The organism is Desulfobacter vibrioformis DSM 8776 (assembly GCF_000745975.1).
Classification (GTDB): Bacteria; Desulfobacterota; Desulfobacteria; order Desulfobacterales; family Desulfobacteraceae; genus Desulfobacter; species Desulfobacter vibrioformis.
The window spans coordinates 179,609-192,205 of record NZ_JQKJ01000004.1; the positions used below are offsets into that span (position 1 = coordinate 179,609).

The window sequence follows — 12,597 nt, forward strand, 5'->3', positions numbered from 1 at the left end:
GTTACAAAACCTCCACCAGTTTTTCCCCAAGGGTGTAGACATCGCCGGCTCCTAAGGTCAGCACCATATCCCCCGGCTTTGCCTTGTGGGTGAGGATGGACAAGGCCTGGATAAAATCCGGGGCAAAGCAGGCGTCCTTGTGTCCGTGGGCCTGTATCCCTGCCACAAGTTTTTCCGAATCCACGCCTTCAATGGGGGATTCCGAAGCCGGGTAGATGGGCAGCACCATGAGCACGTCAGACTGGTAAAAGGCCCGGGTGAACTCCTGGAACAAGGCCTTTGTTCTTGTGTATCTGTGGGGCTGGAATGCCACAATGATCCGTTTGTCCGGATAGCTTTCCCTGACTGCTGTCAATGTGGCCTTGATCTCTGTGGGGTGATGGCCGTAGTCATCCATGACTGTGATGCCCTTGGCGTGGCCCTTGATTTCCAGGCGGCGTTTGACGCCCTTGATCTCTTCCAACGCTTTTTTAATGGTGTCAAAGGGGATGTTCAGCTCCAGGCCCGTGGCAATGCCGGCCATGGCATTGAGAATATTGTGCTGTCCCCCGATGTTTAAAAGGATTTGGCCCAGGTCCTGTTTTCCCTTGAAAACATTGAACAGGGATTTCCCGTTTTCAAACCGGATGTGCCGTGCCTGCAGTCCGGACTGGGCTGTCAGGCCGTAGGTGATGTGCCGCACCGTGATCCTGGGCAGAATGTCCTGGATATGGGGGTTGTCCAGGCACAGGATGGCAAGGCCGTAAAAGGGAACGGAGTTGATAAACCGGACAAAATTGTCTTTTATGTCTTCAATATCTTTATAAAAATCCAGATGTTCCAGGTCAATGTTGGTCACAGCGGCAATGGAGGGGGCATATTTGAGGAAAGATCCGTCGCTTTCATCGGCCTCGGCCACAATAAATTCACCGGAACCGTGCAGGGCATTGGTGTCAAGCCCCTGGAGCAGGCCGCCGATGATGACTGTGGGATCAAGTCCTGCGGTGTTCAGGATCTGGGAGATCATGGCGGTGGTGGAGGTTTTGCCATGGGCCCCTGCCACGGCAATGGCGTATTTGATGCGCATGAGCTCGGCCAGCATTTCAGCCCGGGGGATGATGGGACAGCCCAGTTCTTTTGCTTTGATCACCTCCGGGTTCTGGGGGGAAATGGCCGAAGAGGTCACCATCACATCCACATCTTTGATGTTTTCCTTGGCATGGCCTTTGTAAATCACGGCCCCTTTGGCCTTGAGCCGGTCCGTGATGTGGGAGAGCCTGAGATCGGACCCGGATATGGTGTAGCCAAGATTTAACAGCAGTTCGGCAATGCCGCTCATGCCGATGCCGCCGATGCCTACAAAATATATGTGGTAATCATGCTGGTACATTTTTATTCCTTTTTGAAACATCCGTTCCCAGAATACGCCCGGCAATAAGGTCTGCCCCATGGGGCATGGCAAGGGCCGTCATGGTGTCCGCCATTTCAACTCTTTTATCTGTATTGTGCTGCAGGTCCTCAATGGCTGCCAATAAGGTTTCACCTGTCAGATCCTTGTCCGCAATCATGATGCAGGCGCCCTGGTCAGCCAGGTATCTGGCGTTTGCGGTCTGGTGATCGTCTGCCGCATGGGGGTAGGGGACCAGGATGGCGGGTTTTCCCTTGATACACAGCTCTGATACCGTGCCGGCCCCGGCCCGGCTGATGACCAGGTCTGCCCGGTCCTGGATGGCAGGCATATCGTAGAAAAAGGCTGCGGCCTTGTGCCGGATTTCCCTGGCCCTGTAAAATTGCTGTATCTGTGCCTCGGCGTTTTTCCCGGTCTGGTGGATGATGAAAAGCCGGCGGGTATCTTTCATCATTGCCACGGCATCGGTGAATGCCCCGTTAATGGAGGCGGCACCCTGGCTGCCGCCGGTGACAAGGATGAGAAAATCATCTGGGTTTATCCGGTTAAGCACACTGTCATCTGTGTTCGTGTTTTCCAGAGGCGTGGTGGGTAAGGGACGGCGTACCGGGTTGCCCACCAGAAATGTGGTGTCATTTTCCGGCATGCCCCTGGTCTCTTTAAAGGAGATAAACCGGGACCGGGCAATTTTTGCCAGCAGGCGGTTGGTCATGCCGGGAAAGGCATTCTGTTCATGGATGGCCGTGTTCCTGAAAAGGATACGTCCGGCCAGAACCAGGGCAAAGGATGAAAATCCGCCCACGCCCAGGATGAAATCCGCCCTGAACATCATGATGATGGCCAGGGCCTGGACCAGGCTGATCCCCACAAGGCTGGCTGACCAGGCCTTTGCAAATATGTTTTTCCCCTTAATGGGGCGTGCGATAATCGATTTATGGATAAACCCGTACCGGGCAAGGGTATCTGTTTCAAAGGGTGCGCGGGTGCCCACAAAAAGGATTTTGGTGGTTGGGTCTTTTTCCATCAGGGCCTGGGCCACGGCAATGCCCGGGAAAAGATGGCCCCCTGTTTTTCCGCCGGCAATGATGACATGTTTATTGGCGGCCTGTTTATTTGTGACCTGTTTATTTGTGACCATGGTTTGCCGACGCTCCTATGTTCATTAGAATTCCCATGGCTGCCATATTGATGATCAGGGATGTCCCGCCGTAGGAAATAAAGGGCAGGGTCAGCCCCTTGGTGGGCAGTACGCCCAAGGTCACGCCCGTGTTGATGATGACCTGGAGTCCAAGGTATAAGGTGATGCCCGTGGCTGTCAGTGCCCCGAAAAAGGTATCTGCCTGCCGGGCAATGCAGGTACCGGTGTGAAGGATGAGCCCGTAAAGCACCAGGATCGCTGTCACCCCGATAAGGCCGAGTTCCTCGCCGATTATGGAGAAAATAAAATCCGTATGGGGTTCGGGCAGAAAATGCATCTTTTGCATGGAAAGCCCGATACCCTTGCCGAACAGACCGCCCGATCCAAAGGCCTTGAGGGAGTTGGTGAGCTGGAACCCGTTGCCAAGGGGATCGTCCCAGGGGTGCAGGAATCCGATGACCCGTTCAAGCCGGTAACTGACCTTGAAAACCAGAAAGTATGCCACCACAGGAATAATCAGCGGCAACGGGATGAGCAGGTATCGTAAAGGTACGCCTGCAGTAAACATCATTCCCCAGCAGATCATGCCCAGGACCACGATGGTGCCGAAATCGGGCTGGAACAGGATGAGTACGGCCATGAGGCTGAACCACATGACATGGGGTACAACACCAATGGAAAATTCCCGCAGTTTTCCTGTTTCCTGTTTTTTGGACAGGGAGTAGGCCATGAAAAGGATCATGGCAAGCTTGGCAAATTCTGCGGGCTGGAATGCGAACGGCCCGAAATCAAGCCAGCGCCGGGCATTGTTCGCTTTAATGCCCAGGGCCGGGATAAGCACGGCAATCAGCAGGCCCATGGCTGTAAACAGGATGATATAGGCCATGCTTTTATATAATTTGTAAGGCAAAGAGGCGGTGATATACATGATGCAAAGACTGGCAAACAGGAATATGGCCTGGCGTTTCAGGTAATAAAACAAGGTGTTATGCTCATCCATGGCAATGGCACAGGACGCCGAATACACCATGACCAGGCCAATGCCGGTGAGAATAAGCACCGGGAAAAGAATGGTTTTTTCCCTGAAAAAGGGATGGAGACGATTGGGGATGTATTCCCGGGCGCCCAGGGTATTAGCCATGACAGAGCTCCTGTCCCGGAACCATCGCGTTGACAATGCGGGAAAAGTCTTTTCCCCGTTCCTGGTAATTGGCATAGAGATCAAAACTTGCGCAGGCCGGGGATAAAAGCACCACATCACCTCTGCCTGAAAGGGAAACCGCCCTGTTAACGGCACAGATCATGTCCGGGCAGGCGTATGCCGGGCAGATGCCGTCAAAGGTCTCCATGATATGACCGGCAGCTTCGCCCATGCCGATAACTGCCTTGGCCCGGGCCTTCACTTCAGGCACCAGGGGGGCAAAATCCAGGCCCTTTTCCCTGCCTCCGAGAATGAGAATGACATTGGATTCAAAGGATTCCAGGGCACGCAGCACGGCATCCACGTTGGTGGCCTTGGAGTCGTTGTAAAAACGGATGCCGTCAATCTCCCGGACAAAGGCGATGCGATGGTCTGACAGGGTAAACTCGTTTAAGGCCTGCCTGATACCTGCCATGGTAGCACCGCAACTCAGTGCAACGAGCGCGGCTGCTGCAATATTTTCCCTGTTATGGATGCCGGGAAGCATGGCCAGGGTGTCTGCGGCAAGGGTGTCATTGATTTTTTTTGTCCGGATATCGATTCCCATCTTGTGAACGCTTGCGCCCCGGGTCACAGGGCCGGTGGATGAAAATTCAAGGATACCGGCGCAAATGGCTTTCGTCCGTGTTGAAAAATTTTTGATGGCAGCGTTAACCACGGCAGTATCCAGAGCGGTCATATTTTTAAAAACAGACCATTTTGAATCGGCGTAAGCCGCAAAATCCGGATACCGGTCCAGGTGATCCTGGGCAATATTGAGAAGAGCTGCCACATCAGGCCTGAAAATATCCGCAAGATCAAGCTGGAAGGAAGAAATTTCGGCGACAACAACATCCTTTTGTCTGTCCTGCATGAGATGTTCCACCAGGGGGGTGCCGATATTTCCGCCCACAAAGCAGGAAATCCCTGATGCCTCAAGCATGGCTGCCACAAGTTCCGTGGTGGTGGTTTTCCCGTTGGTGCCTGTGATTGCGATCACTGGCGTGGTGTTGTACAGGGCAAAAATATCCAGTTCCCCTTTTACAGGCACGCCCTTGGCCCTGGCCGACCTGATAAACGGCATGTCTAAGGGAATACCGGGGCTTGGAATAATGATGGACGCCTTGTCAAACATCTTCTGGCCATGGCTGCCGATTCTTACCGGAATACCCAGTTCTTTTAAGGCCGCAGCTTCTCTGGTTTTTGTCCCGTCAATGTCCGTGGCTACCACGCAGTGGCCCAGGGAATTCAAAAACCGGGCCATGGAAATCCCGCAGACCCCTAAGCCCACAACCAGTTCATATGTGTCAGGAAAATGGCGCATCTTATCTTATTTTCAATGTGCTTAGGGATAGGGCGGCCAGGAAGATGGAAATAATCCAGAACCGGACAATCACCTTGGATTCATGCCAGCCTTTTAATTCAAAATGGTGGTGCAGCGGTGCCATTCTGAAGATTCTCTTGCCGTGGGTGATTTTAAAATAGGAGACTTGAAGAATTACGGATACCGCTTCCATGACAAAAAGCCCGCCTACCAGCACTAGCATGATCTCCTGTTTGGTGACCACGGCAATGGTGCCCAGGATGGCCCCAAGGGGGATGGAACCGGTGTCGCCCATGAAAATCTGGGCCGGATGGGCATTGAACCATAAAAAACCCATGCCGGCACCTGCCAGGATGCCGCAGATTACGGTGACTTCCCCGGCTGCGAGAATGTGCCGGACATGCAGATACTCGGCAAACTGGACATGGCCGGCCACATAGGCAAACAGCATATAGGTCACCGATGCCACGATAAAGGGGCCGATGGCCAGCCCGTCCAGTCCGTCGGTCAGGTTCACGGCATTGGATGTGCCCACAATGACCAGACAGGCAAAGGGAATATAAAGAATGCCTAAATTGATGGCCACGTTTTTGAAGAACGGTACCGTGAGCACGGCATTGAAGTCCGGGCTGCTGTAGATCAGAAAACCGATGAGCAGGCCCGAAAGGATCTGGAGAAGGAATTTTGCCCTGGCCGTAAATCCCATATTCTTTTTTTTCAACAGCGACAGGTAGTCGTCAATAAAACCGATAACACCGAAAAGCAGGGTGGCGAGCAGCAATATCCCCACATAGTGGTTGGTGAAGTTTCCCCATAAAAAGGTGGAAACAAAAATGGAAAACAAAATCATAATGCCCCCCATGGTGGGGGTGCCCTGTTTCTTTAAATGGGACTGGGGGCCGTCGGTCTGGATGATCTGGCCGAAATGCATGACCTGGAGCTGCCGGATTACAAAGGGGCCGAGAATAAAACAGATGAGAAAGGCGGTCAGTCCTCCGTATACGGTGCGGAAGGTGATATACCGGAAAATATTGAAAATGGTATAGTGTTCGTGCAGCGGGTATAAAAACTGGTAAAACATTGGATCAGTCCGCCCTTTCAGCAGGTATGTCTTCAAGTACCGGGATCAGCGTTTCCATGGCCATTCCCCTGGAACCTTTAATCAGTACCCAGGTTTCGTGTTTTGTTAATTTTTTAAGGGTCTCCCCCAGTTCCTGTTTGGACCCCATGACGATGCGTGTATCCGGGTATCCTTTTTCCAAAGCCCCCTCCCGGATCCGGGCGACCTGGGTGCCGAACAGCAAAAGCTTTGCCGGTGAAAGCGCTGCCACCAGGTACCCCACCTGCCGGTGAAGCAGTTGGGTCTGATCCCCCAGTTCCAGCATGTCTCCGAGTACGGCAATGCCCCGGTTCGTGCCGGCCATCCGGTTTAAGACCTTCAGGGCCTGGTCCATGGAACAGGGGTTGGCATTGTACGTGTCGTCAATCAGGTGCAGGCCGTTGCCAAGATGTTTTAAATTCATTCTGCCCTTGACCGGGACAAAGGCTTCAAGCCCCTGGGCAATATCTGTTTCATCAATGCCTGCGGCCTTGGCCAGGGCGGCGGCGGCGGCGGCATTAAAGGCCATGAAGGCTGCCGGGGAGGGGACCGTGTATTGGCGGGCATGCCCGTCCATGGCAAGGGAAAATGTAATGCCATGGTCTGTGAAACTGATTTCTGACAAAAGGATATCGCTGTCGGGCCGGGTGCCGAAAAGCATCAATTTGGCTGTCCCCGCGTTTTTCCCTGCCCCCTGGACAAGGATGTCACGCCGTGGGTCATCGCCAAAAACAATGGCTGTGCCGCCGGGGTTCAGTCCTTCAAAAATTTCAGCTTTGGCCCGGGCCACATTGTCCAAAGAGCCCACTCCCTGCATATGCGAACCATGGGTGTTGGTGATAAGTGCAATGTCAGGCCGGGCAATGGCGGAAAGCCGGGCGATTTCACCCGGGTTGCTCATGCCCATCTCCACCACGGCCCATTCATGGATATCCGCCAGTCTGAGCAGGGTCAGGGGCAGGCCGATTTCATTGTTCAGGTTCCCCCGGGTGGCCAGGGTGTCATGGTGTTGCGAAAAGATATCTTCGGCCATTTTCCGGGTGGATGTCTTTCCGTTGGAGCCTGTCAGGGCGGCAATCCGCGCATTTGAACGCATCCGGTGATACCGGGCCAGGCGCCCCAGGGCAACCAGGGTGTCCGGCACTTGGAAAAAACAGATCCGGCCATTGTCCATCAGACGTTTCTGCTTTAAATCAAGGGTATCTAAGTAACCCTGCCTGACAATAAAAGCGGAAATTGCCTTTTCCGCCAGATCCGGAATAAAGCTGTGTCCGTCAAAGCGCTCCCCTGGCAAAGCCAAAAATACCATATCCGGGGAGAGGGTTCTTGAATCGGTGCCAATGCCTTTGAAAACCGGTGTTCCGGCATCTGCGCCACGCTTTTGTCCCAGAACGGTTACGGCGTCACACCCAAGGGCGCAGGAAAGATCCCCAAGATGCCATGGTCTTGGCGTCAATGCCTGGGTGCAGGCATGGGTTAAGTGTTCCTTGTCGTCAAAATGAATGGTGCCCGCATGGGTGATCTGGTAGGTTTCATGGCCCTTTCCTGCGGCCACGATAATGTCCCGGGGTTTTGAAATCTGGACGGCCAGGGCCAACGCTTTGGCCCTGTCAGTCATCCGGATATATCCTTTTTCACAGGCATTGGATGCCCCAAGATCAATCTGCCCAAGATCAATCTGCCCAAGATCAATCTGATTGACCCCCTGGGCACGGATACCGTCTATAATTTCGTCCACAATGGCGTCCGGGTCTTCGGTTCGCGGGTTGTCCGAAGTGACAATGGCGATGTCCGAGTATCTGCAGGCAATGACACCCATGGGGCCGCGTTTGCTACGGTCCCTGTCTCCGCCGCATCCGAACACCGTGATCAGCCGTGCAGGTGCCCGGCCGGCAAGGGTTTTCAGGATGGATTCAAGGGCATCGGGTGTGTGGGCATAATCCACAAAGATATGCCGGTTCAGTTCGCAGGGAAGTTTTTCAAGCCGGCCCGGCACCCGTTCAAGACCGGCAATACCCCTGGCAATGGATTCAGGGTGGATGTCTGTGGCTAAAGCCGCGCCTGCCGCACATAAGATGTTTTCCAGGTTGAAGCGGCCCGTGAGCACAGAGTGCATGGGGGTCTGTACACCGCTGAAATCCAGGGTGGCTTTCAGACCATGGATGTCGTCTGTGACGTTAATTGCCCTGATATCGGCCTGATGGTCTGCACTGACCCGGATAACGGGCAGATCAAGACTGTCTGCCAGCCGGGTGCCATATGCATTGTCAATGTTGATAACGGCTCTACCCCGGGTTCCGTCCCCAAAGGGGCCTAAATGCCCGGTGAACAGGGTTTTCTTACAGGCAAAATAATCTTCCAGACCATCATGGTAATCCAGATGGTCCTGGGTGAGGTTGGTGAATACAGCCGCATTAAAATTGCATTCATCCACCCGGTGCTGGTCCAGGCTGTGGGAGGATACCTCCATGATGACATGGGTGACACCGGCAAGTTTCATGTTGCGCATGGTTTTTTGCAGGCACACCGCATCCGGGGTGGTGACAGGGGTGTCAATGGTGGTGCCCGGATATCTGATGTTTACCGTGCCGATGACGCCGCAGGTGATCCCGCAGCTCTGGTAAATCTGTTCCAAAAGCCAGGTAATGCTGGTTTTACCATTGGTCCCGGTGATGCCGACCAGCACCAGTTCCTGTGATGGATGACCGAAAAAATTTGCAGCGGCAATGGCCGTATCTTTGCGGGTGTCCTTTGAAAGAACAATATGCAGGGCCTGTTCCCGGGGCAGCCCAGGGGGGATTTTTTGGGCCAGAACAGCGGCAGCCCCGTTGTCAAGGGCCTGGGCAATATAATCATGGCCGTCTGCGGTGTGGCCGTCCACGGCGATGAATAAAGCACCCTGTACCACCAGCCTGGAATCGCAGGTAATGTCGGTGATGGCGGTGCTGCCAATGCCTGCCTGTTCCTGATCAGGCGTGAGCACGACGTCAGTTGTGTTCAGGATTTCAGTCAGTTGCATGGAACACCTTCCGGGGTAATGCCGCCACCATGTCTGTGTCGGGGGCAATATTCAGATAGTTGAAGGATCGGGTCATGATATCCTTGAACGCCGGTGCCGCCACAATACCGCCGTAATGATTCTGTTTGGGTTCATCCACCACCACCAGAATGGCAAGAGCCGGGTCATCAAAGGGGGCAAAGCCTGCAAATGCCGCAATGAACCTGGATTTGGAGTATCCTTTTTTGTCTTCGGCGGCCTTCTGGGCTGTGCTGGTTTTGCCGCACACCTGGTAGCCGGGTATGGCTGCCCTGGTCCCTGTCCCTTCCTTCTGGACCACTGTGGCCATCATCGCTTTTACAATTCCCGCGGTTTTGGCAGAAATAACCTGGCGGATCACACAGGGTTCATTTTCCTGGATCACCTCACCTGAATTGGAAAGGATCTTTTTAACCAGCACAGGCTTCATCAATTTGCCGCCGTTGGCGATGGCTGATACGGCACTTACAAGCTGGAGCGCCGTTACTGAAATGCCCTGGCCAAAGGACATGGCCACGGCATCAATGCTTGTCCAGCGGTTCAGGGGCAGAAGAACGCCTGCGCGCTCTGCCGGGCAGTTGATTCCGGTTTTTGTGCCGAATCCAAAGGCATTCAGGTAATAGTGCATGGCCTTGGGACCGATATCCTGGACAATTTTTGCAGCCCCGATGTTGGAGGAGAGTTTGACAATCTGACCCGGGGTCAGGTACTCATGGGGGTGGGTGTCATGGATCACGGATCTGCCTACGCGGTAACTGCCTTTTTCACAATTGATAATGGTTGTGGCAGACATGCCCCGTTCAATGGCCGAGGCCACAGTGATCACTTTCATGATGGAACCGGGCTCAAATGCGTCGGTCACTGCCCTGTTTCTGTACCGGTCCTGGCCGAAATCACCATAGCTGTTCGGATTGAATTCCGGGTAATGGGCCACGGCCAGAAGTTCACCGGTGGCGGGTTGCATGACAAGGGCCATGCCTGATTTGCCCCGGTGTTCTTTCACGGCCTTCTCAAGGGCCTGCTCACTGAAAAACTGAATTTTTTTATCCAGGGTTAAAACAATGGTGTCCCCCTTAAGGCCGTCACGCTTGTTTTTCCCTGTATCAAAGACAGTGCCCTGGCCGTCCCTGTATTCTTCGGTCTTCAGGGTCCGGCCTTTCAGGAAATCATTATATGAGAATTCCAGCCCCTCAAGGCCTTGGTCATCTTTGCCTGTGAATCCGATAACCTGGGCTGCCAGGCCCCGGTTGGGGTAAAACCGTTTGGAGTTATCCGGTGTATAGATACCGGCAATGTTGAGCTTTTTTACCTCGTCTGCCTTGGCCGGTGCCACCCGGCTTGCCAGAAGCGCAAACCGGCGGTCCTGGGAAAGTTTTTTTTCCATTTCAGCCTGGCTGCCGCCAAGGATCTTTATCAGCTGACCTGCCGCCTGCCGGGCATCTTTGACCTGGGTGGGGTCTGCGGCAATGTTGGGTGCCTCAATGCTGGCGCCCAGTTTATTTAAATGACGGTCAAGAATCAGTCCCCGGTCTCCCTGGATGGTGATTCGTCGGACATAGGTGTTTTCAGCTTTTTTCCTGAGCGTCTTACCCTGGAGGATCTGGATGTCAAAGGAACGGGTGGCAATGCCCACCAGGCACAGCAGCAGAAAAAAACGGATGAAAAGAATCCGTAAGCCGATTTTTTCACAAGAGGTTGCCGCCATTTAGTTTGTCCCTTTGGGCAGGTAAATGGTTTGATTAAAGATGTCCGGTGTCAGACCCAACCGGGTGCGGGCAATACGGGAGATCCGTGCGTCGGATTTAAGACGCGCGAGTTCCACGCTTAAGGCCTGGCGGTAATCTGCCATGTCCCGGATCTGGCTTTCGGTTTTTGCGATCATGATCATGGCCTGGCTGGATTCACTTCTGATCCAGGCGTTGCAAATGAGTTCGGCTGCCAGCACCATGATCAGGAAAAACCACAACAGCCCTTTGCGGGTCTGGAGGGAATCAATCTGTTTTTTTCGTTTTTGTGATGTGTTCAAAACCGGACCACCTTTTATAGTCTTTGCGCCACCCGCAACTTGGCGCTTCTTGCCATGGGGTTTGCTCTAATCTCGTCTGGATCCGCTGTTACAGGTTTCCTGGTAACGGATTCCATCTGCTTTACAAATCCGCATATACATGTGGGAAACTGCCTTGGGCATGTACATCCGTTTTCAAAGGCGCGCAGCCGCTGTTTGACAATACGGTCTTCCAGGGAGTGAAAAGAGATGATGCTGATACGCCCGCCCTTGACCAGCATGGACGGTACCGCCTGCATGAATGTTTCCAGGCGTTCAAGCTCCTGGTTGACCACAATGCGCAGGGCCTGGAACACCCGGGTGGCCGGATGAATTTTCTGCTTTGCCTTTGCACGGGCAGGCACGGCGTCCTCGATGACCCTGGCCAGATCAAGGCTGGTGTCAATGGGGGTGCCAGCCCTTTTTGCAACGATTGCCCTTGCCATCTGTCTTGAAAAGCGTTCTTCCCCGTATGTGAAAAAAATATCAACCAATTGTTTTTCCGAATAGGTGTTCACCACCTGGTGTGCGGTTAACCCATTACGGACATCCATCCGCATGTCCAATGGTTCGTCTTTTTTAAAACTGAATCCACGTTTGCTCTGCGTCAGCTGGTTGAGTGAAAAGCCCAGGTCAAGAAGAATGCTGTTAACCCCGTTGATTCCGATTTCTTTGAGGATGTCGGGGAGATCACTGAAATTGTTATGGTACAGCCGGATATTATCCTTGAAAGGATGAAGTACGTTTCGGGCGTTGGTAATGGCATCCATGTCCTGGTCAATGCCGATGAGCAATCCGCCGGAACCTATGGCCTTGAGCGTTGACACCGCGTGTCCGCATCCGCCGAGGGTGCAGTCCACACATATATCTCCGGGTTTAAGGTTCTGATATACATGCACCGGACTCGGCATGACAGAGGTATGTTGAAAGCCCATATCATAAACCTATGGAAGCAATCTCTTCTCTGACGTCCTCCCGCCTAAGCTCCTGTTCCATTGTATTCTGCTCCTGTTCCCATCTTTCTTTGGCCCAAATTTCAAACCGGTCCAGAACACCCACAAGAACGACCTCTTTGTCTATCCCTGCATAGGTTCTCAGGTTTTGGGGAATTAAAACCCTGTCCTGCCTGTCGCATGCCAGCGGACAGGCATTGCCCAGAAAAAAACGTTTGAACCTCTGCATGGCTGCAGTTTTGACCGTTTTTAAACGGTCCTCAATAGCCTTCCATTCGCTGAAAGTAAATGCAAAAATGCAGCCGTCCTTAATTGATACCATGATCCCGTAATCATCATCCGCCTTGAGCACTTTTCTGAATCGTGCCGGGATAATGAGTCTTCCTTTGTCATCAATTGTATGACAGGAACTGGATCGAAACACCTGGGCAGCCT

General features: G+C 53.3%; 10 protein-coding genes. All 10 read right to left on the reverse strand.

What is annotated here, in order from left to right; genetic code table 11:
- Position 1: 1 nt before the first annotated feature.
- Genes murC through mraZ form a run of 10 tightly spaced genes read right to left on the reverse strand, consistent with a single transcriptional unit; the run spans position 2 to position 12,586 of the window.
- The gene (murC, locus tag Q366_RS05165; RefSeq protein ID WP_035236945.1) at positions 2-1,369 is read right to left on the reverse strand and encodes a UDP-N-acetylmuramate--L-alanine ligase; all 1,368 of its coding nucleotides are present in this window, start codon (positions 1,367-1,369) and stop codon (positions 2-4) included.
- Entirely contained in the window at positions 1,356-2,525 is a 1,170-nt protein-coding gene (gene murG, locus Q366_RS05170; protein ID WP_051957829.1) for an undecaprenyldiphospho-muramoylpentapeptide beta-N-acetylglucosaminyltransferase, read from the reverse strand. Before murG ends, murC begins: the two co-directional genes overlap by 14 nt.
- The gene (ftsW, locus tag Q366_RS05175) at positions 2,512-3,666 is read right to left on the reverse strand and encodes a putative lipid II flippase FtsW (protein ID WP_035236946.1); all 1,155 of its coding nucleotides are present in this window, start codon (positions 3,664-3,666) and stop codon (positions 2,512-2,514) included. The genes murG and ftsW overlap by 14 nt, the downstream gene beginning before the upstream one ends.
- On the reverse strand, positions 3,659-5,029 hold the full coding sequence (gene murD, locus Q366_RS05180; protein WP_035236947.1) for a UDP-N-acetylmuramoyl-L-alanine--D-glutamate ligase: 1,371 nt from the start codon (positions 5,027-5,029) through the stop codon (positions 3,659-3,661). Before murD ends, ftsW begins: the two co-directional genes overlap by 8 nt.
- Position 5,030: 1 nt before the next feature.
- Entirely contained in the window at positions 5,031-6,110 is a 1,080-nt protein-coding gene (gene mraY, locus Q366_RS05185) for a phospho-N-acetylmuramoyl-pentapeptide-transferase (RefSeq protein ID WP_035236948.1), read from the reverse strand.
- A 4-nt stretch (positions 6,111-6,114) separates the two neighbouring features.
- The gene (locus tag Q366_RS20050) at positions 6,115-9,147 is read right to left on the reverse strand and encodes a UDP-N-acetylmuramoyl-L-alanyl-D-glutamate--2,6-diaminopimelate ligase (RefSeq protein WP_051957830.1); all 3,033 of its coding nucleotides are present in this window, start codon (positions 9,145-9,147) and stop codon (positions 6,115-6,117) included.
- Positions 9,134-10,870, reverse strand: coding sequence for a peptidoglycan D,D-transpeptidase FtsI family protein (locus Q366_RS05195; RefSeq protein ID WP_035236949.1), 1,737 nt, complete (start codon positions 10,868-10,870; stop codon positions 9,134-9,136). The genes Q366_RS20050 and Q366_RS05195 overlap by 14 nt, the downstream gene beginning before the upstream one ends.
- Positions 10,871-11,191: an FtsB/FtsL family cell division protein gene (locus Q366_RS05200; RefSeq protein ID WP_035236950.1), complete on the reverse strand. Its 321-nt coding sequence runs from the start codon at positions 11,189-11,191 to the stop codon at positions 10,871-10,873. It abuts the gene before it with no gap.
- 14 nt (positions 11,192-11,205) lie between these two features.
- Positions 11,206-12,144 carry a 16S rRNA (cytosine(1402)-N(4))-methyltransferase RsmH gene (rsmH, locus tag Q366_RS05205; RefSeq protein WP_035236951.1) on the reverse strand — a complete coding sequence of 313 codons (939 nt, stop codon included), beginning with the start codon at positions 12,142-12,144 and terminating at the stop codon, positions 11,206-11,208.
- A 1-nt stretch (position 12,145) separates the two neighbouring features.
- Complete coding sequence (gene mraZ, locus Q366_RS05210) at positions 12,146-12,586, reverse strand: division/cell wall cluster transcriptional repressor MraZ (protein ID WP_035236952.1); 441 nt, start codon at positions 12,584-12,586, stop codon at positions 12,146-12,148.
- Between the last annotated feature and the right edge of the window lie 11 nt (positions 12,587-12,597).